Origin of the sequence: uncultured Campylobacter sp., assembly GCF_905371695.1 — a bacterium.
Taxonomy (GTDB): Bacteria; Campylobacterota; Campylobacteria; order Campylobacterales; family Campylobacteraceae; genus Campylobacter_A.
This window is the reverse complement of sequence record NZ_CAJPMA010000026.1, coordinates 1-19,146: the sequence shown is the minus strand read 5'-3', so window position 1 is coordinate 19,146 and position 19,146 is coordinate 1. Positions and strand designations below refer to the sequence as shown.

At 46.7% G+C, this 19,146-nt stretch carries 20 protein-coding genes; 15 read left to right on the top strand and 5 right to left on the bottom strand.

The window, feature by feature from the left end:
- Both QZ147_RS03790 and QZ147_RS03785 read right to left on the bottom strand, forming a co-directional pair.
- Positions 1-774: DUF711 family protein (locus QZ147_RS03790; protein ID WP_295147138.1), on the bottom strand; the 774-nt coding region annotated here is incomplete at its 3' end.
- 9 nt (positions 775-783) lie between these two features.
- A complete protein-coding gene (locus QZ147_RS03785) occupies positions 784-1,050 on the bottom strand; it encodes an ACT domain-containing protein (protein ID WP_295147135.1) in 267 nt (88 codons plus the stop codon).
- 80 nt (positions 1,051-1,130) lie between these two features.
- Here QZ147_RS03785 and QZ147_RS03780 point away from each other — a divergent pair, with 80 nt between their 5' ends.
- The gene (locus QZ147_RS03780; protein WP_295147132.1) at positions 1,131-1,340 is read left to right on the top strand and encodes an alkylphosphonate utilization protein; all 210 of its coding nucleotides are present in this window, start codon (positions 1,131-1,133) and stop codon (positions 1,338-1,340) included.
- Positions 1,341-1,343: 3 nt separating this feature from the next.
- On the opposite strand, the gene QZ147_RS03775 is transcribed toward QZ147_RS03780, so the two are convergent.
- Complete coding sequence (locus QZ147_RS03775; RefSeq protein WP_295147129.1) at positions 1,344-2,447, bottom strand: FtsW/RodA/SpoVE family cell cycle protein; 1,104 nt, start codon at positions 2,445-2,447, stop codon at positions 1,344-1,346.
- A gap of 49 nt (positions 2,448-2,496) precedes the next feature.
- Here QZ147_RS03775 and QZ147_RS03770 point away from each other — a divergent pair, with 49 nt between their 5' ends.
- The 14 genes from QZ147_RS03770 to mnmC all read left to right on the top strand — a co-directional run bounded on the left by QZ147_RS03770 (position 2,497) and on the right by mnmC (position 17,431).
- Positions 2,497-3,495 carry an RluA family pseudouridine synthase gene (locus QZ147_RS03770; RefSeq protein WP_295147126.1) on the top strand — a complete coding sequence of 333 codons (999 nt, stop codon included), beginning with the start codon at positions 2,497-2,499 and terminating at the stop codon, positions 3,493-3,495.
- Complete coding sequence (locus QZ147_RS03765; protein ID WP_295147124.1) at positions 3,428-4,102, top strand: hypothetical protein; 675 nt, start codon at positions 3,428-3,430, stop codon at positions 4,100-4,102. Before QZ147_RS03770 ends, QZ147_RS03765 begins: the two co-directional genes overlap by 68 nt.
- A 118-nt stretch (positions 4,103-4,220) precedes the next feature.
- Positions 4,221-4,640, top strand: a complete 420-nt coding sequence (locus QZ147_RS03760; protein ID WP_295147121.1) for a hypothetical protein — start codon at positions 4,221-4,223, stop codon at positions 4,638-4,640.
- Positions 4,640-5,836, top strand: a complete 1,197-nt coding sequence (gene trmB, locus QZ147_RS03755; protein WP_295147119.1) for a tRNA (guanosine(46)-N7)-methyltransferase TrmB — start codon at positions 4,640-4,642, stop codon at positions 5,834-5,836. The genes QZ147_RS03760 and trmB overlap by 1 nt, the downstream gene beginning before the upstream one ends.
- The gene (locus tag QZ147_RS03750; protein WP_295147116.1) at positions 5,820-6,491 is read left to right on the top strand and encodes an ABC transporter ATP-binding protein; all 672 of its coding nucleotides are present in this window, start codon (positions 5,820-5,822) and stop codon (positions 6,489-6,491) included. The genes trmB and QZ147_RS03750 overlap by 17 nt, the downstream gene beginning before the upstream one ends.
- Positions 6,478-7,293 (top strand): FtsX-like permease family protein, encoded by an 816-nt coding sequence (locus QZ147_RS03745; RefSeq protein ID WP_295147114.1) that lies wholly within the window; start codon positions 6,478-6,480, stop codon positions 7,291-7,293. The genes QZ147_RS03750 and QZ147_RS03745 overlap by 14 nt, the downstream gene beginning before the upstream one ends.
- Complete coding sequence (locus tag QZ147_RS03740; protein WP_295147112.1) at positions 7,290-8,525, top strand: peptidoglycan DD-metalloendopeptidase family protein; 1,236 nt, start codon at positions 7,290-7,292, stop codon at positions 8,523-8,525. Before QZ147_RS03745 ends, QZ147_RS03740 begins: the two co-directional genes overlap by 4 nt.
- Positions 8,526-8,654: 129 nt before the next feature.
- Entirely contained in the window at positions 8,655-9,371 is a 717-nt protein-coding gene (gene pyrH, locus QZ147_RS03735) for a UMP kinase (protein WP_295147109.1), read from the top strand.
- A gap of 15 nt (positions 9,372-9,386) precedes the next feature.
- A complete protein-coding gene (locus tag QZ147_RS03730) occupies positions 9,387-9,602 on the top strand; it encodes a DNA-directed RNA polymerase subunit omega (protein ID WP_295147106.1) in 216 nt (71 codons plus the stop codon).
- The gene (locus tag QZ147_RS03725) at positions 9,589-11,766 is read left to right on the top strand and encodes a RelA/SpoT family protein (RefSeq protein WP_295147103.1); all 2,178 of its coding nucleotides are present in this window, start codon (positions 9,589-9,591) and stop codon (positions 11,764-11,766) included. The genes QZ147_RS03730 and QZ147_RS03725 overlap by 14 nt, the downstream gene beginning before the upstream one ends.
- Before the next feature lie 14 nt (positions 11,767-11,780).
- Positions 11,781-12,986 carry a tyrosine--tRNA ligase gene (tyrS, locus tag QZ147_RS03720; RefSeq protein WP_295147100.1) on the top strand — a complete coding sequence of 402 codons (1,206 nt, stop codon included), beginning with the start codon at positions 11,781-11,783 and terminating at the stop codon, positions 12,984-12,986.
- Complete coding sequence (locus tag QZ147_RS03715) at positions 12,986-14,074, top strand: nitronate monooxygenase family protein (RefSeq protein ID WP_295147098.1); 1,089 nt, start codon at positions 12,986-12,988, stop codon at positions 14,072-14,074. The genes tyrS and QZ147_RS03715 overlap by 1 nt, the downstream gene beginning before the upstream one ends.
- Positions 14,067-15,554, top strand: a complete 1,488-nt coding sequence (locus QZ147_RS03710) for an N-acetylmuramoyl-L-alanine amidase (protein ID WP_295147094.1) — start codon at positions 14,067-14,069, stop codon at positions 15,552-15,554. Before QZ147_RS03715 ends, QZ147_RS03710 begins: the two co-directional genes overlap by 8 nt.
- Positions 15,551-17,431, top strand: a complete 1,881-nt coding sequence (gene mnmC, locus QZ147_RS03705; RefSeq protein ID WP_295147092.1) for a bifunctional tRNA (5-methylaminomethyl-2-thiouridine)(34)-methyltransferase MnmD/FAD-dependent 5-carboxymethylaminomethyl-2-thiouridine(34) oxidoreductase MnmC — start codon at positions 15,551-15,553, stop codon at positions 17,429-17,431. The genes QZ147_RS03710 and mnmC overlap by 4 nt, the downstream gene beginning before the upstream one ends.
- Positions 17,432-17,802: 371 nt before the next feature.
- Here mnmC and QZ147_RS03700 read toward each other — a convergent pair whose 3' ends face one another.
- Positions 17,803-18,591 (bottom strand): shikimate dehydrogenase, encoded by a 789-nt coding sequence (locus QZ147_RS03700; RefSeq protein ID WP_295147090.1) that lies wholly within the window; start codon positions 18,589-18,591, stop codon positions 17,803-17,805.
- 9 nt (positions 18,592-18,600) lie between these two features.
- On the bottom strand, positions 18,601-18,807 hold the full coding sequence (locus QZ147_RS03695) for an SPOR domain-containing protein (RefSeq protein WP_295147141.1): 207 nt from the start codon (positions 18,805-18,807) through the stop codon (positions 18,601-18,603).
- Between the last annotated feature and the right edge of the window lie 339 nt (positions 18,808-19,146).

Sequence of the window (19,146 nt, the reverse complement as noted above, 5' to 3'; positions counted from 1 at the left end):
CTCGGACGCCATTTGCCCGACGAGCTGTCCGATGCGCGTGATCTTAAACGCCGTCTTTTTAACGGTCTCGGCGACCACGTCAAAGCTCGCTCCGCGCACCTTCTCGAGCGCGCGTTTAACGACGCCGGGGCCTGATACGCCCACGTTTATGACGACTTCTGCCTCGCCCACGCCGTGAAATGCGCCCGCCATAAAAGGATTATCCTCGACGGCGTTGGCAAACACTACGAGTTTGGCGGCGCCAAGATCCGAAAGCCGTGCGGTTTCTTTTATCACGCGCCCCATATCGGCGACCGCGCTCATATTTATGCCCGTTTTGGTCGAGCCGATATTTACCGACGAGCAGACCTTTTGCGTCGCGGCGAGCGCGGCGGGGATGGAGTCGATTAAAATTTTATCGCCCTTTGCGTAGCCCTTTTGCACTAGCGCCGAAAAGCCGCCGATAAAGTCGATACCGACCTTTTGCGCCGCCTCGTCCATCGCTCTAGCAAGCGGCACGTAGTCTGCGGCATCCGTCGCCGCGCCGATGATGGCGATTGGCGTTACACAGACGCGTTTATTTACGATCGGGATACCAAGCTCTGCTGAAATTTCATTACCGACCTTTACCAGATCGCGTGCCTTATCAGTGATCTTGGCGTAAATTTTCTCCGCTGCCTTGTCGATATCGGGATCGATGCAGTCAAGCAGGCTGATGCCCATCGTGATCGTGCGGATGTCGAAATTTTGCTCCTCGATCATCGCGATCGTTTCGGTTACGTTTTTGATGTCCATATCGGGGCCTTAGATGTTGTGCATGGCGTCGAATATCGCCGAGCTTTGGATGTTTATTTTAACTTTTAGCTTTTCGCCTAGCTCGTTTAGCTCCCCCTTTAGAGCCGTGAAGTCCTGCTTTTCGTCGCTGGAAACCACCGCCATCATCGTAAAAAACTCATCCAAAACCGTCTGGCTGATGTCGTCTATGTTTAGCCCAAGCTGCGCGAGCTTGGCCGAAACGCCCGCCACAATGCCAACCTTGTCCTTACCGATCACCGTTACGATCGCTTTCATCTTTATCCTTTGCTAAAATTTTACGCGATTTTAGCATTTTTGGCTATAATCAGCTCTTAAATTTCAAAAAAGGATGCGCAATGCCGAAAGACGCAAACGGAACGGAATTAAACGCTGGCGATAACGTAACGCTAATTAAAGACTTAAAGGTAAAAGGCGCGGGCGCCACGCTAAAACGCGGCACTACCGCAAAAAATATTAAGCTAACCGGAAATGACGACGAAGTAGAGTGCAAGATAGATAAAATGGGTATTATAGTGCTTAAAACCCAGTTTTTGAAAAAGGCGTAAATTTTAAAATTTTACCTTTAAAAATCTATGCGTACTGTCGAATCTAAACGTCAGCAAATTTTGTAAAATCCCAAACAAAACCATAAACGTAACGAAGCTGCTGCCGCCGTAGCTAAAAAACGGCAGCGGCACGCCTACCACGGGCGCAAAGCCGATCGTCATCGAGACGTTTACTCCCACATAAATAAAAATCAGCACCGCGATCCCCGTCGCCATCACCTGCGTAAAATAGTCGTTTTTAAGCGAGTAATTAATGCTTAAAAGATGGACGATGAGTGCGAAATAAAGCCCTAAAAGCCCGAGCGCGCCGTAAAAGCCGAAACGCTCGATATTATAAGCGAATATAAAATCGCTCGTAGCGATCGGTAAAAATTTAAAATGCGTCTGCGTAGCCTCGTCTTTTGGTTTACCTCTTAATCCGCCCGAGCCTATCGCGATAATACTTTGTCTTACGTGATAGCTCGGCTCTCCGATGAAATCTGCGATACGCTTTTTTTGATAATCGTGCAAATTTTCATACATTACGGGCGCTAAAAGCGCGCCAGCGGCTAAGAGCGTAAACCAAATTTTCTTATTTACGCCCACTACGAAAAGTACCGCGTACCCGACTAAAAAAAGTATAAGCGCGGTACCCAGATCGGGCTCTTTTAAGATCAGCGCAAACGGCAATAAAATATAAAAACTAAGACGTAAAAATTCCTTTAAATTATACCCTTCAAATTCGGGCGGGCGCTTTTTGATTAAATACGCAAGCATCAGTAAAAACGCGGGTTTCATCGTTTCGCTGGGCTGCAACGTAAAATGCACGAAAGGAATTTCAAGCCACCTTTGCGCGCCCAGCTTGCTAACTCCGAATAAATCCACGCTAAAAAGCAGCGCGATATTAACCCAATAAAAAACTGGAATAATCCAAATAAGCCTGCGGATAGGCAGCAAAAAAACCGCGCAAAAAGATAAAAATCCCACGCCGAAATACACTAGCTGCTTCGAGGCTAAAATTTCGTTCGCTTCGGAGATTAAAAAAAACGAGAGCGATACTACGGGGATTATTAAAAACGGCTGGACGAAGTCAAAATGTGTTAAAATACGGCGATCGAATCTTATCAAAAGTAAAACCTAAATTTTTGCCCGATTATAACACGCACAAAGGAATATTTTGCTGAATTTCGTAGCTACTTTTAACGCAAGACTTGACGCGGCGGTCGCGGACGCGCTAAAAATTTCGCGCAATCAAGCGCAAATTTTAATAAAAGACGCGCTCGTAAGCGTAAACGGCAAAACGACCGCAAAACCCGCGCTAGGGATAAATTTAGGCGACGAAATTTTAGTAAATTTTAAAGAAGCCCCGCAAAAACCGAGCGAATACGAGGTAAATTTCGACGTTCCCGTAATCTACGAAGACGACGATCTTTTGGTGCTAAATAAACCTCCTCAAATCGTAGTTCACGGCGCGCCTAGCGTAAAAGAAGCCACTCTCGTAGAATGGCTAAACGAACGCGGCGTAATGCTTTCAAGCTTAAACGGACAAACGCGCGCGGGTATAGTACACCGCCTAGACAAAGGCACCAGCGGAGCCATCGTCGTAGCTAAAAACAACGCCTCTCACGCGGCGCTTAGCGCGCAATTAAGCGACAAAAGCATGGGGCGGATTTATTTAGCGCTTACGGATTTAGCGCTTAAAGAGGACTGCGTTATCGACGCGCCGATAGGCAGGAGCGTCTCAAACCGCCTAAAAAAGGCGGTCGCAGCAAACGGACGCGAGGCTAAAAGTGCTTTTATAAATTTAGTTTCTAACGGCGAGGCCGGCGAAATTTCGCGAAATTTAGGCGTAAATTTAATCTCGGCAAAGCTATTTACCGGCCGCACTCATCAAATAAGAGCGCATCTAGCAAGCATAAATCGCCACATTTTAGGCGATAATTTATACGGATTTAAGAGCCAAAACGATAAAATCCCGCGAGTTATGCTTCATGCTTACTTAATATATTTCATTCACCCCCGCACAAAGCAAAGAATGGAATTTGCCGCGCCTATTTGGAGCGATTTTAACGAAATTTTAAACGCAAAAATACCTAAGGAGACGATAGATGAAAAAACAAATCCTAACTATCTTAACGCCGCTTTTAGCCGCCTTTGTAGCGGGCTGCGGCGGTAACGTACCTACGCAACAAAGCGCATCTTTGCCGACGATTACGAGCTTAAAGACGATTTCAGATATGACCGAAGTCGGCTTTGAATGGACGCCTACAAACGACGAAAACGTCTTAGGCTACTACCTTTACCGCTCAAATCCTAATCAACCAGGCTCTCAAATGCAAATCGTAGCCGACATCAAAGACCGCTACGCCACGCACTACGTAGACACCGACCTAGCGCCCGAAACTACGTATTCGTATCAGATGAGAAGCTACTCGGCTAACGCGATATCCGCGGCGGGCGCGACGGCTACGGCCACGACGAAGGCTTTAATGGATTCGGTGCCTTTCGCGCAGGCGATTACCGGATTGCCTCAACGCGTAAAGATCATTTGGCGCCCGCACCCAGAGCCAGTAGTAGCTAGTTACGTAATCGAGCGCGCCGATAAAAATAGCGATAATTGGAGTAAAATCGCCGAAGTAAAAGGTCGTCTAAACGCCGAATACATCGACACGGACGTAAAAAGCGGCAGGTCTTATAAATATAGAATTTTCATCCGCACGAATTCAGGCATCCTATCAAAGCCTAGCCAAATTTTAAACGCCTCTACAAAGGAGTTACCCTAACAAGATAACGAATTTAAAGGCCACCAACGGCGAGCCTAAAAAGATAATTTTAACGTGGGACGCTTCTACGAACGAGGATTTCGCCTACTACAAAATTTACAGGACGTCTAGTAAAATTTTGCCCTACTCTTACCTAGCTAAGACTTCGCAAAATTCTTACGAGGATTTAGTAAATTCAAACGGCGCGCAGAGATATTATAAGGTTACGGCCGTCGATAAAGACGATTTAGAAAGCCTAAAACAAGACGAACCGGTACTCGGACAGACGCTAGCCGAACCTAGCGCGCCTAAATTTAACGGCGCTAGCTTCGACGGAAGCGCGGTAAATTTAAGTTGGAGCGGCGTAAATCGCGCGAGCTCGTATTCGCTGTATAAAGAAGGCGCGGGCGGCGAAGCGGTGATAAACGATATTTCGGGCACTAGCTACGTAGATACCAACGTAAAAGCGGGCGAAACCTACGAATACAGAGTCGTAGCCGTGGACGAGTTCGGCATAAGCTCGGAAAAATCGGATAAAATCGAAGTAAGCGCCAAATAATGCCCAATTTCATCGCCCGAAATTTAAAAAATACGCCCTACCCCTTCGGCGCGGGCGAAGTAGAGTTTTTATGGGAGGCGCGCGGACGCAAGGGCGAGCGATTAGTCTATACTAAAAGCGGCGATGAAATTTTTTTTATAGAGGTTAAAAAAAACGCCGCGCAAAACGCCTTCGTAATCAAAGGCGAAAAGGTAACTAAGCCCGCCAGAATAGGGCTTTTGCAAAACGCACTCAAAATTTACCGCGACCTAAATACGAGCGAAATTTTAAGCGAAGCCTTCGCGGTAAAAAACACGCGACTAACGCAAAAAGCTAGCGAAATTTTAGATCTAAAAGAGCTATCTGAAAATTTTGACGACCTTGCGGCGAAATTTGACGAAATTTTTATAGAAATAGGCTTCGGCTCCGGTAGACACCTGCTTTATCAAGCGCAAAACAACTCTAACGCGCTAATAATCGGCATCGAAGTGTATAAGCCGGGTATCGAGCAAGTAGCAAAGCTGGCGCGCGCGCGAAATTTAGACAACGTTCGCTTGATAAATACCGACGCTAGGCTGCTTTTATCGCTTATAGGCTCGAATTTAGTAGATAAAATTTTCTTGCATTTTCCCGTTCCTTGGGATAAAGCCGAGCATAGAAGAGTCGTATCTAGCGCCTTTATCGCGGAGTGCGAGCGGACGCTAAAAATAGGCGGAAATTTCGAGCTTCGCACCGATTCGCGAGAATATTTCGATTTTAGCGCGGCTAAAATTTTAGAGCTTAAAAACGCTAAAATTTTAGCTTTTAAAAATAGAAATTTGGGCGTAACTAGCAAATACGAAGATCGCTGGAAACGCAGAGAAAAGGATATTTACGATCTAATTTATACCTGCGAAACCAAAAGCGGCGAGAGCAAAATCGAAGGCTCGCTAAATTTCGGCGAAAATTTTAGCGCCCTACGAGCGCGAGAAAATTTTAAAAACGAAACAATTAGAGGAGACGATTTTTTCGTGCATTTTGAGGAAATTTACGAAATTTCAAATGACGAAATTTTGCTTCGCGTAGCGCTGGGAGCGTTTAATAAACCCGAGCAATGCTACGTTAAAATAAGCAAGGCGGGTTGCGAATATTTCATTAAACGCCCTATGCTAACGAGAGAAAATTTAAAAGCGCACGAAACGATAGAAGGATATTTAAAAAATGCGACAAATTATTAGCGCGCGGAATTTAACGCTTGCTTACGGGCGCAGCGAAGTGGTTATAAATAACGCGAATTTAGACGTTTTCGCCAACGATTTCGTTTTCATTACGGGTAAAAGCGGTAGCGGAAAAAGCACGCTGCTAAAATCATTTTACGGCGAGATAGCGCCTAACGCGGGAAGCCTAGACGTCTGCATGAGCTCGCTTACTAATATCGAGCAGAGCGAGCTAAATAAGCTGCGCCAAAGGATCGGCATTATTTTTCAAAACTACCGCCTAATTAACGAGTGGAGCGTAGAAAAAAACGTAATGCTTCCGCTAATAATCAAAGGAATCCCGCAAAGCGTGTGCAAAAAGCAAGCCGCAAAGCTGCTTCACCACGTAAACTTACCGCTAAAAGCCGAAAAATATCCGATGGAGTTAAGCGGCGGCGAGCAGCAGCGCGTAGCTATGGCAAGGGCGCTCGCGCATAATCCTACTTTACTATTATGCGACGAACCGACTGGAAATTTGGACGAATATTCAAGCGATATAATCTGGTCGCTTCTAAAATCGGCGAGAGAATTTTTAGGCACGACGATAGTAGTCGTAACTCACCGCATACCGCCTACTTTACGCACGCAGTACAGACACTTCGAGATAGAAAACGGAGGCGTAAATGAGATCGCTTAAAAATCAGCTCGGTTTCATTTTGCCGTTGATCGCGCTGCTTTTTGCGATAGAATTTAGCCTAACGAGCGATAAAATCGTACAAAACTACGAAGCGCTTATGAATAACGACTATAATATCGTAATCGTCTCTTCAAAGGAGCTTGACGAGACGCAAATTCGCCCGTTAGTACCGACGCTTGATAGATTAGAGCCGCTAAGCGCGCAAGGAATTTTAGATAGGCTTTCAGATAACGTTTCGGCTAAAAATTTATCCGTCTTGCAAAACGCCCTGCCTAAATTTTACTCGCTAAAATTAAGCGCGTTTCCGAGCACGCAGCTAATGAACGAGATAAAAGATAAATTGCAAAAAATAGACGGTGTTAGCCGCGTGGAAACCTTTTCGCGCACTCACGACAAAGTCTATAAAATTTTAAATTTAACCAAAACGCTCTCTTATACGTTTATGTGGATTCTAGGCGCGATCGGCGCGATGCTAATGTTTAAGCAGGCTAGAATTTGGCTTTACGAGCACAAAGAGCGTATCGAAATTTTAACGCTGTTCGGCGCCTCTTTTTGGCTAAAATCGGGCGTGCTATACCGCACGGCTTTTATAGGCAGCTTAGTTTCTACGGTAGCCGTCGTAGGATTTTTCTACGCGCTGCCTAGCATTAAAATTTTCGCCGACGCCGCAAACGAGATAGACGTAACGCTGCCTAAGGCCGATATTTTAGGGCAAGGCTCCGTTTTACTAGGCGTAGCGCTCGCGCTTAGCTGGTTTATAATTAGCCTAGTAATGAGAAAAATCAAGAAAAGCGACGTATGAGAATTTTCTTATTCCTAGTCTTTGCGTCGTTAAATTTCGCTTTTGCCGCCAGCACGCAAGAAAAGATAAAAAGCTCGAAAAATTCGCTACGCTCCGCCGAAGCGATGAGTCAGCAGCTAAATAAAAAATTAGACGATCTAGCCGGCGATATCGTAGGCGGTGAGCAAAAGCTAAAAGCCATAGGCGTAGATATCGCGAATTTAAAGCAGCAAATTTCGCTTTTAGAAAGTAACGCTACGAGCGCTACGGGCGAGTTAGAAAAGCTAAACGCGCAAAATAAGGAGCTAATCCAAGCGCAAAAAGAGTTAGAGCAAAATATCATCGCCATAATCGCCGAGGATTTGTCCTTTGATCTGCTATTAGAGCAAAACGAAACAACAAAAAGCGAAGATAGCATAATAGCCTCTCATATCCTAAACAAGCTAAACGGCGTAATGAAAGAGGATTTTAAACGCCTAAGCAAAAACTACGAGGATACTATAACTCAGATAAATTCGCAATCAAACAAAATAAATCAGATAAATTCCAGCCTAAAAAACTATAAGCGCAAGCAAAGCGACCTTTTAGCGCTTGAAAACAAGCAAAAAAGCACGATAAACGACCTAAAAAGAGATAAAGAAATTTACACCAAAAAGCTAGCCAAACTGCAAAGCCAGCAAGAAGAGCTTCAAAAGACGCTAGAACAGCTCGCTATCGTGCAAAAACGCGAGGACGACGAGGCCGCCGAGCGCGCCAGACGCCAAAAAGAGCAACGCCAAGCCGCCGCGAAAGGTCAAAAAACGCCTGCCGCCGACGGCTCCGCGCCGATGAGTTCTAGCTATCAGACGAGCTCCGTCAAGCGCTATACGGGCGCAAAGACGATTGCGCCGCTAGATAGCTTTACGGTAAAACAAAAATTCGGAAACTACGTCGATCCGATTTATAATCTTAAAATTTTTAACGAATCGGTCGTGCTTCGCTCAAATACCCCCGACGCCAAGGTAAAAAGCGTACTAAACGGCAAGGTGGTATTCGCCAAGCAAACGGCGCTTCTTGATCGAGTGGTAATCATAGAAAACGACAACGGCATCCACACGATCTACGCGCATTTAAGCCAAATAGCTCCGACGATAAAAATCGGCTCCGTCGTGCAAAAAGGCTACGTAATCGGCCGCGTAAAAGACGATCTGACGTTTGAAGTAACGCAAAAAAACTACCATATCGACCCGCTTGAACTAATTAGCTTAAAGTAAAAAATTTTAGCTATTTTTTAGTCCTTAAAATTTTAGCCGCTCGCCGAAAAACGCGCGAAAGCTCGGCGATGTTAGCTAAATTTAAACCCTTTTTGGCTAAAATGCGTGAATTTTCAAGGGAGTAACGAAATGAGTAGCAAAAAGCGCGTTTTAGTAAAATTTTCTGGTGAAGCGCTCGCGGGCGAGAGCGGCTTTGGCATAGACAGCTCTATCTTAAAATTTATCGCCGGCGAGATAAAAGAGCTAATGACGGCGGGCATCGAAGTAGGTATCGTAATCGGCGGCGGAAATATAATTAGAGGCGTAAGCGCCGCAAAAGACGGCATCATCCGCCGAACCAGCGGCGATCATATGGGTATGTTAGCTACGGTTATAAACTCTATCGCTATGCGAGAAGCGCTGGAAAAAGTAGGCCTTGACGTACGCGTACAAAGCGCCATCAAGATGGAAGCTATCTGCGAGACCTTTATCGTCGGACGCGCGCAGCGCCACCTAGAAAAGGGGCGCGTAGTGATATTCGGCGCCGGTACGGGAAACCCTTTTTTCACCACCGACACCGCGGCTACTTTACGCGCGATCGAGATAGGCTCCGATGTAATTATAAAAGCTACGAAAGTGGACGGCGTTTACGACAAAGACCCGCATAAATTCAGCGACGCAAAGCTTTTAAAATCGCTAAGCTACGAGCAAGCTATGAGCGACGACATAAAAGTAATGGATGACACGGCGATAGCGCTGGCAAAGGACAATTCTCTGCCTATAATCGTATGTAATATGTTTAAGCAAGGCAATTTGCTAAGTATTATTAACGAAGACGCTAACGCGCTTTACTCAATCGTAAAATAAATTTAAAGGATAAAAATGAGAACCGAACAAATCACCGCAAGAGCGCTAAAACAAGTAGGCGACGATCGCTACAAACTTTCTTTGATCGTAGCTAAGCGAGCCGAAGCGCTGGCAAACGGCGCTATCTCGCTTGCCGAGGGCGATACCGGCAAAATGAAATTCGCCGATATCGCGCTGCTTGAAGTAGCGCAAGGCAAAATCGGCTTAGAGGCGATTGTTGAAGAAAAATAGCATTTTCATCGAGCAGCTAACCGACGAAATAACGCAGACTAGAAACGTAACGCAGGCGCAGGCTCTTTTGTATTCGCTCTGCGAAAAATGCGAAATCGTCGAAAAAGCCGTCGACCACTGTATCGTCTCGCACGCGGGACAATACCGCAAAAGCGGCGAACCTTACGCCATCCATCCTATTTTAGTGGCAAGCATAGTAGCTTATATGGGTGGCGACGAAAATATGATAGTAGCCGCCCTGTTGCACGACGTAGTCGAGGATACCGACTGCACGCTAAACGAAGTCGAGGAGGCTTTCGGCGGCGAAGTAGCAAAGCTAGTCGAAGGACTAACTAAAATCGTAGCGATTAGAGAGGACAAGCTAGCAAGCTCGGATAGCAACGAACGACTAGCAAGCTCTGCGCTTACGTTTAGAAAAATGTTGTTAATCTCCATCGAGGACGTACGCGTACTCGTAGTAAAGCTTTGCGATAGGCTTCACAATATGCTAACTCTTGATGCGTTACGCCCCGAAAAACAAAAGCGAATCGCCGAAGAGACGCTTATGGTTTATGCTCCTATCGCGCATAGATTAGGCATCTCGTCTATTAAAAATTTACTCGAAGATTTAAGCTTTAAATACGCCCTACCCGAAGAATACGCCAAAATTTACGGCTATTTAGACGAGAACAAACAGCAGCTCGCGTTAAAACTAAACGATTTTTACGACAGGGTAAGCCGAATTTTGCTTCAAAACGGCTTTACCGAAGGTAGCTTCGAGATGCAAAAACGCATCAAGCACTACTACTCGATCTATCTAAAAATGCAGCGTAAAGGCATCTCTATCGAGGAGGTGCTCGACTTGCTAGCCATTAGAATTATCGTAAACGAGCCGCTTGATTGCTACAAGGCGCTGGGAAGCTTGCACATAAATTTTAACCCGCTAATCTCGCGCTTTAAAGACTACGTCGCGCTTCCTAAGCAAAACGGCTATCAGACGATACATACGACGATATTTGATAGCAAGAGCATTTTTGAAGCGCAAATTCGTACCTTTGATATGCATAAAACCGCGGAATACGGCGTCGCGGCGCACTGGAAATATAAAAGCGGCGCAAGCTTTATAGCGCCTAAGCTCGACTGGCTAAGCGACATCGGCATGCAAAACGAAGCCGAAAGCAACCCCGAAGAGCTTTACGAATACGCAAAAGACAGCCTTTACGTAGAAGACATCGCGGTTTATTCGCCAAAAGGCGCGGTATTTACCTTGCCGCGCGGCGCTACGGCGCTTGATTACGCTTACGAGATACACACCGAGGTAGGACTTTACGCCAAAGAAGCCTACATAAACCGAATACGCATGCCGCTCTTAACGGAGCTAAAAAATGGCGATATCGTGCGGATCGTAACGGGCGACGAGCCCAAGTATCGCTGCTCGTGGGTAAATAGCGTAAAAACGGGCAAGGCGCGCGCGACGATTAGAAATTTATGCAAACAAAAGATCAAAGAGATAAATAACGAAATCGCCGTAGACATATTAAAATCGATATTCGACGCGACCAAAGATAAAATTTTAAGCTGGTGCGAGCAAGAAAATTTAGGCAAGAAAATTTTTAAAGCGGCGACGGATTCGGTATTTTTACAAGACGCGGTCAATATGCTTAAAAAATACGTCCGCAAAGAACGACCTTTTATGCTTGCTTTGGGCGATAAGTATCAGGTCAAAAAACAGAAATTCGAAAATATCGTGATCTACTCAAATCATAAAATTTCAAACGTAGAGTTTGATTATTGCTGCAATCCTAAACGCGGCGATAGCATCGTAGGTTTTAGAAACGGACACAACGTAACGGTGCATCACAAGCTCTGCGAACGAGCGGGCAAGCTACTGGAAAACGAAGAAGTAGTGTTCGTAAAATGGACGAGAAACGCGCCGCAAAGGTATAAAATTTTGCTAAATTTAGAAAACCGTAAAGGTTCGTTGGCCGAATTTTTAACATATCTAGCTAGACTGGACGTAAATTTAGCCAGCATTACGCTAAACGAGAGCAGCGACGCGACGAGGGATATATTTATAGTTATCGTAGAAATTAAGGAAAACGTCGATATAAACCGCGTAACCGAGAAACTAAGAGATAGATTTAAAATCATAGATTGCGTTTCGCAAAACGACGCATATAATTAAAATAAAGGAAGCGGATGGCAGATTTACGAAAAATTTTAAATGAGATAAAAAAAGGCGTCGCCGAGATGATAGACGAGGAGCGCATAGAAAATTTAGTAAAAAACTACTACGAAAAAGGCGAAAATTTCTACGTTAAAGCAGGCTTTGACCCGACGGCTCCGGATTTGCACCTAGGACACTCCGTGGTGCTTCAAAAGATGGCCTTTTTACAAAAGCACGGCGCAATAGTGCAGTTTTTGATAGGCGATTTCACGGGGCAAATCGGTGATCCTAGCGGCAAATCGGCGACTAGAAAAAAGCTTGATGCAAACACCGTTAAGAAAAACGCCAAAACATACGAGGAGCAGGTGTTTAAAATTTTAGATCCGAGCAAAACGCGCATAATGTTTAACTCAAAATGGTGTAACGAGCTGGGGGCTGCGGGTATCGTGGAGCTAACTAGCACCTTTCCCGTGGCTAGGATGCTTGAGCGCGACGACTTTGAAAAGCGTCTAAACGCGGGCAGTCCGATATCTATCAGCGAGTTTTTGTATCCGCTTTTGCAGGGTTACGATAGCGTCGCGATGAAATGCGATATCGAAATGGGCGGCACGGATCAGAAATTTAACCTTCTGATGGGGCGAACCTTGCAGCGAATTTATAACGTCGGCAAAGAACAAGCCGTCATCATGATGCCGCTTTTAGAGGGGCTTGACGGCGTAAATAAAATGAGCAAGAGCCTAGGAAACTATATCGGCGTAACCGACGCGCCAAACGATATGTTTGCTAAAACGCTAAGTATCAGCGACGAGCTGATGTGGCGCTGGTACGAGCTTTTAAGCGAAAAAAGTACCGAGGAAATCGCAAATTTAAAATCAGACGTAGCTAGCGGCAAAGCTCACCCAAAAGCTGTGAAAGAAGCTCTCGCGCTAGAAATCACGGCCAGATATAACGGCGAAGCGGCGGCAAAAGAAGCAAAGGCCGAATTTGACCGCGTGCACTCTCAAAATCAAATTCCTACCGAAATAGCCGAATTTGAGCTAAAAGCGGGCGTTTGGGTGGTGGAGGCTCTAACGGCGTGCGGACTAGCTAGCTCAAACTCGCAGGCTCGCCGCGATATCGCCGCAAACGCCGTCAGTATAAATCAAAAAAAGCTAAGCGACGAGCAGTTAAAGCTAGAAGCGGGCGAATATATCTTGCAGGTAGGCAAGCGAAAATTTGCGAAATTAAAGGTAACGTGATGTCGGTAAAAATCGGAAAATACGAGATAGCTCACCCCATAATCCAAGGCGGAATGGGGCTTGGCATCAGCTGGGATAGGCTCGCCGGAAACGTCAGCCTAGAAGGCGGTCTAGGCGTCATAAGCTCTGTGGGAACTGGCTACTACGAAGGGCGAAAATACATCACCAAAGAGCTAAACGCTAAGCCATACGGTAGCGGAAATTTTTACTCGCGCGCGGGGCTAAAAGCCGTTATCGATAATGCGCGTAGAATTTGCGGCGACAGACCTCTTGGGGTAAATATCCTATACGCCAGCAACGACTACGATCGTATCGTAAAAGACGCCTGCGACCACGGCATAAACGTGATCATCACGGGTGCTGGCTTACCTACGAATTTGCCCGAATTTACGGTCGGTTTCCCAGATGTCGCTTTGGTGCCTATCGTATCGTCGGCAAAGGCGCTAAAAATCATCTGTAAACGCTGGCAGGGGCGCTACGGTAGGCTTCCTGACGCGGTGGTGCTTGAAGGGCCTCTTAGCGGCGGTCATCAGGGCTTTACCTACGAGCAGTGCCTAGATCCCGCGTATAGCCTAGAAAATTTAATCCCGCAAGTAGCGGCCGAGATCAAAGAGTGGGGGGATATCCCGCTATTTGCCGCAGGCGGTATCTGGGATAAAAGCGACATCGATAGGGCGATTAGTCTAGGCGCAAACGGCGTACAGATGGGCACTCGCTTTATCGGCACTCACGAGTGCGACGCCTCGGAGGAATTTAAGCAAGTACTTTTAAACTGCAAAAAAGAGGACATCGAGCTAATCAAAAGCCCCGTAGGCTACCCGGCTCGCGGCGTCAGGACGAATTTGCTAAATTTAGTGGATAAACGTCAAGGGCCCAAAATCAGCTGCGTAAGCAACTGCGTAAGCCCGTGCCAGCGCGGCAAGGAAGCTAAAGAAGTCGGCTACTGTATCGCAGACCGTCTTTACGACGCATTTGCGGGACGAAAGGACACGGGACTGTTTTTCACCGGCGCTAACGGATACAGGCTAAACGAGATCATAAGCGTAAAAGAGCTGATGAAAAAGCTAACCCAAGGCGAAGATGCTTAAAATTTTAGTCGCGCTCTCGGCGTTTTTTAGCCTTTTAATCGCAAGCGGCGACGCGCTCGGAAATTTCGATAAAAATTTTAGCGCTTCGTCGCAACTTCAAAAAAAAGAGCTCTACGAAGACGTCCGCCAAGCCTACATGCGCGCGATACTTAGCGGCGACGAAGAGACGCAAAAACGGGCGTTAGAGCGGCTAATATCGGGCGCCGGAGCGCTAAAAATAGACGCTAGCGATTACGTAAGCGATCTAAACGAGCTAAACGGCGCAAAAGCCGCGCCCGCGCAACCCGTAAAACAAAAGCAAGAAAAGCAAACGGCGGGCAAGCAGCTATTTTTGTTAAGCGCTACGAAAAAAAATCAAACCCTCGTGCTAAAATTTAACGGGCAACTAAGCGCCGAAAAGCTCAAAACTTTCGCGCTTCATCAAAAAGGCGTTTACCGCAACGTCCTAGACATAAAAGGCTCGGTAAACGGCAAAAATTTAACCTACAAAAATTTTATCACCGACGAAATTCGTATCGTTCAGTACGATCCGACTACTATTCGCGTGACGTTTAACGACAAAACGCAAAAGCTAATCAACGCAAAAATTATAGGCGATTCGCTAGTAGTCGGCTTGCAAAATTTTATCGCCGACGAAGCGTTACCCCAGCCGCTGCAAAAGGCGCCCCGACAAACGGACGCAAACGCTCAAAATCAAGAAAACCCCAAGCCCGATGCTTCTAACCCTAAAAATGCGGGCGACGCAAAGGATAAAGGCAAGCAAAACGCGCCGAATTTAGGCTCGTCGCCGCGATACGCCGCGACTAAAAAGACCGTCGTCATCGATCCTGGACACGGAGGCACGGATCCCGGAGCCGTAAACGGCACCCTGCAAGAAAAAACCGCCGTCCTAGCCGTAGCTAAAAAGCTAGGCGCTCTGCTTAGCGCCAAAGGATACAATGTCTTTTACACTAGAAGCGACGACGTTTTTATAAATTTGCGCGACCGCACGAAATTCGCTAACGATAAGATGGCGGACCTTTTCGTATCTATCCACGCCAACGCCGCCCCAAACGCCGCCAAAGCCAAATCTATGCACGGCATCGAGACATTTTTTCTCTCGCCCGCGCGCTCCGAGCGTAGTAAAAACGCCGCCGCGCTCGAAAATAAATCCGACATCGAAGAGATGAATTATTTCTCGCAACAGACCTTCTTAAATTTCTTAAACCGCGAGAAAATCATCGCTTCAAATAAACTCGGCATAGACATTCACAGAGAGTTGCTAACGAGCGTTAGAAAGCTTCACAACGTAAGCGACGGGGGCGTGCGCGAGGCTCCGTTTTGGGTGCTAGTAGGCGCGCTAATGCCTGCGGTGTTAATCGAAATCGGCTATATTACGCACCCTAGCGAGGGCGCTAATCTTTTTAACGACGCCTATCAAAGCGCGCTGGCAAACGGCATCGCAAACGGTATCGACGGCTATTTTTCTAAAAATCGATGAAACCCGCGAGTTTAAAATTTCAAGATAAGACCCCGTTTAGCGAAATTTACGGCGACGTTTATTTTAATACAGACGCGCCTTGCAAGGAGAGCGAGTTCGTCTTTGCTAGCGCGATCGATGAAATTTGGGATGCGCAAGATCGCTTCATCGTGGGCGAAGCGGGTTTCGGCGCAGGGTTAAATTTTCTTACGACGGCTAGCAAATTTGCGAATTTGGGTAAAATTTTACACTTCGTAAGCATCGAAGCAAACCCGATCGCAAGCGATGATTTAGCTAAAATTTATCAAAATTTAGGCGAGTTTAAAACCGCCGCAAATCGCCTAATCTCGCTTTATCCGCCGATAATAGAGGGCATTTTTCGCATAAAATTCGCCCCTAATATTACGCTTGATTTATGCTTCGGCGAAATTTCGCGAATGCTGGGCGAGCTTGACTTTAAAGCCGACGTATGGTTTTTAGACGGCTTTGCGCCCGCTAAAAACCCTCAAATGTGGAGCGAGCCGGTTTTTCGCGAAATAGCGCGGCTTACGCGCCCGGGCGGCGTAGCGAGAAGCTACTCCTGCGCTAAAATCGTGCAAGAAAATTTCGCAAAAGCGGGTTTCGAAATAGAACTTGCGCAAGGCTACAGCAAAAAGCGCCAAATGAGCCGCGCGGTTTTAAAAGAAGCGCCGCGAGATTCGGCAAACCCGTGGTTCGCGCGCGCCTTAAACTATACGCCTAAAAGCGGCGAAACTCGCGCGTTAATTATAGGCGCGGGCATCGCGGGGCTAGCTACGGCTTGCGAGCTAGCAAGCGAGGGCTTTGCCGTAACGATCGCCGATGCGGCGGACAAGGTAGCTTCAAACGGCTCCGGCAACGTCTGCGGCGCGCTCATGCCGCTAATTACGAAACCGGGCGTCGCGCTAGGGCGAATGCATTTAAACGCGTTTTTACAGGCCGTAAGCTTTTATAAAAGCGCGCTTACGCAGGAGTATATAAATTTTAGCGGCTGCGTAGAGTACGCCTACGACGAGCTTTTACGCCGTAGATACGCCGGCTGGGAGGGCGCGGGCGCGGATGAAATTTTTAGCTTTAACGGCGGAGCGTCGCCCTACCCCGCGATGCTAATCAAGCGAGGCGCCTACGTGAGGCCTAAACTCGCTTGCTGCGAATTAGCGCGAAATTTCGACCTTCTTTTATCGCATGAATACGTCGGTCGCGAGCGCCTAGAAAACGGGCGAATCAGCGTAAAATTTAGCCTACCGCGAGGCGGCGTGAAATGCGTAACGACCGATATTTTAATCTTTGCTACCGGCAGTCGCAGCACGGAAATTTTCGGGCGAGAAAAAATGGCGATTAGCTCGGTGCGCGGGCAGGTTACGCATATTCGCCCGTTGCTTCAAACCCCGCTACCTCTAAGCGCGCAAGGCTACGTCTGCCCCTCCGTAGACGGCGTACAAGTAGTCGGCGCTACTTACGGGCGAAACGAAATTTGCGATGAATTGCGCCGAAGCGACGATGAAGAAAATTTAAGCAAAGCGGTAAGCTTTCTAGACCCTGCGCGCGCCGAAATTATCGGCGGCAAGGTGGGATATAGAAGTTATAGCGGCGACCGCTTCCCTATTATCGGCGCGATGCCGGACTGGGAATTTTACGAAAAAGCTTATGAAAATTTATTTTGGAGCAAGCGTAAAGATGATAATAAGCCAGCAAAATACGAACACGGAGTATTTTTAAATATCGCTCACGGCTCGCGCGGACTGTGCACGGCGGTCCTAGGCGCGAGGCTGATCGCAGACCTAGTCTTGCGGCGACCGCTTTGTATAGAAAAAAGCCTATTTAACGAGCTGCATCCGGCGCGGTTTTTAATTAGAAAACTAAAACGCGGGCGAGCTTAAAGACAATAGCTAAATTTCGTCGTTTGCGGATACGCTCGGTCGCGTAAAATTTAGCAAGCAAATGCCGAAGCGCTTGCTAAATCTCCGCGCTAAATTTTTTAATAGGCTTCTTTGAAATGCTAAAATACGGGCGCCGTTTTCCCTTTCTTCCTAGTTAGATTTTATTCTTATGCCAAAACCTAGAATAAAACAGATAAGACTCTTAAACAATATCTAATTAAAATTTCTTAAAATACCAAACGGCAAACGTAAAGACTGCAAATTTTAGCGCAGCGACCCATCGCCGTAAATGCCGAAGAATAAAATTTGCTAAATTTTACGACAAAGCGCTAGCTTAAAATTTACGGCGCGATAAACAATATTTAAAAGCATTAAAGCTTAAACACTTCTCTCATCGCGGCTTCGATCCTAGCCTCGTTTAAGGAATTTTCGTAGAATAAATTTAGCGCCGCAACCGCCTGAAATAGCAGCATTTCCGCGCCGTTTTTACAAGTTAGGTTATTTGCTTGCGCTAGACTTAAAAACGGCGTAGCGCGGTTATAAATAACGTCAAAGGCAAAATTCGAAGCCTTTATCGTAGGTTCTAAAATTTCTATCGGAGCGCACAGCGTGTCGTCTTTTAGCCCCGCGCTCGTAGAATTTACTATTAAATCATAACCTTTGGGAGAAAAATTTTCCCAGCTAAAACAGCTAAAATCGCGACTAATACTCTGTAACCGCTCTTTGCTTCGGTTTAAAATTTCCGCTCGTACGCCCGCATCGTTTAGCGCGTAGGCTAGCGCTTTTGCGGTTCCGCCCGCGCCTATTATCAGCGCGGTTTTTATCTCGCCGAAAGGCTTTATCGCGCGCATAAATCCGGGTGCGTCGGTATTATAAGCGTAAATTTTGCCGTCTTTTAGCGTTAGCGTATTTGCCGAACCCGATCTTTTAGCGATCTCGGACGCAAAATCAGCCTGCGCCAGAGCTTGCTCCTTATGCGGTATCGTTACGTTCGCTCCGCTTAGGCCGAGTTCGAGAAATTTTACCGCCAGCCGCGAGCCGTCGGTTAAGCGGTAACGCGAATATACCGCATCAAGCCCTAGCGCGGCGATGGCGTTATTATGCAATCTAGGCGAGATCGAATGCTCTACCGGATCGCCGAAAACCGCGAAAATTCGCACTGCTTTGCCTTATTTTGCCCTATAAATAAATGCGCCGCTATTTATGTTTTTACGAATCGCGTCTAGCTTGCCCGCTACTTCGCCGCTTTCAAAAGGCCCCACTAACACCTTCGTCATCTCGCCTACTTTTACGGTTTGATATCCGTAGCCTTGCGCTTTTAGTTTTGCGATTAGCGCGTTATTCGGGTCAAATTTGCTAACCGCAGTCACTTGTATATACGTACCGCCGCCTAGGCTTGCGCTTTGCGGTTTAGCAGCGGACTTTTCAGGCTCTTTTTCGGTCGTTTTAGCCTCTTGTTTAGGTTGCTCGATTTTAGACTCTTGCTTTGCCTCTGCTTTTTTATCGTCTTTTGCCTGAGTTTTTTCTTTTTGAGCCTGCTCGGATTTTACCTCTTTTTTAGGCTCGGTTTTAGACGCAGGCTGCGCCGTTTTAGCATCTTTTGGCTTTGCCGCAGATTTCGTATCTGGCGCGACTTCCTCTTTCGGTGCGGCTTTTGCCTTTTCTTTTTCTTTTAATTTATAAATTCAAGCGACAACCCCGCCCAAAGCCAAGAC

Excerpts from the sequence above, each read along its gene's own strand:
- QZ147_RS03785 (WP_295147135.1), bottom strand. The coding sequence starts at position 1,050 with ATGAAAGCGATCGTAACGGTGATCGGTAAGGACAAGGTTGGCATTGTG.
- QZ147_RS03780 (WP_295147132.1), top strand. The coding sequence starts at position 1,131 with ATGCCGAAAGACGCAAACGGAACGGAATTAAACGCTGGCGATAACGTA.
- QZ147_RS03765 (WP_295147124.1), top strand. The coding sequence starts at position 3,428 with ATGAAAAAACAAATCCTAACTATCTTAACGCCGCTTTTAGCCGCCTTT.
- trmB (WP_295147119.1), top strand. The coding sequence starts at position 4,640 with ATGCCCAATTTCATCGCCCGAAATTTAAAAAATACGCCCTACCCCTTC.
- QZ147_RS03750 (WP_295147116.1), top strand. The coding sequence starts at position 5,820 with ATGCGACAAATTATTAGCGCGCGGAATTTAACGCTTGCTTACGGGCGC.
- QZ147_RS03745 (WP_295147114.1), top strand. The coding sequence starts at position 6,478 with ATGAGATCGCTTAAAAATCAGCTCGGTTTCATTTTGCCGTTGATCGCG.
- QZ147_RS03740 (WP_295147112.1), top strand. The coding sequence starts at position 7,290 with ATGAGAATTTTCTTATTCCTAGTCTTTGCGTCGTTAAATTTCGCTTTT.
- pyrH (WP_295147109.1), top strand. The coding sequence starts at position 8,655 with ATGAGTAGCAAAAAGCGCGTTTTAGTAAAATTTTCTGGTGAAGCGCTC.
- QZ147_RS03730 (WP_295147106.1), top strand. The coding sequence starts at position 9,387 with ATGAGAACCGAACAAATCACCGCAAGAGCGCTAAAACAAGTAGGCGAC.
- tyrS (WP_295147100.1), top strand. The coding sequence starts at position 11,781 with ATGGCAGATTTACGAAAAATTTTAAATGAGATAAAAAAAGGCGTCGCC.
- QZ147_RS03715 (WP_295147098.1), top strand. The coding sequence starts at position 12,986 with ATGTCGGTAAAAATCGGAAAATACGAGATAGCTCACCCCATAATCCAA.
- QZ147_RS03710 (WP_295147094.1), top strand. The coding sequence starts at position 14,067 with ATGCTTAAAATTTTAGTCGCGCTCTCGGCGTTTTTTAGCCTTTTAATC.
- mnmC (WP_295147092.1), top strand. The coding sequence starts at position 15,551 with ATGAAACCCGCGAGTTTAAAATTTCAAGATAAGACCCCGTTTAGCGAA.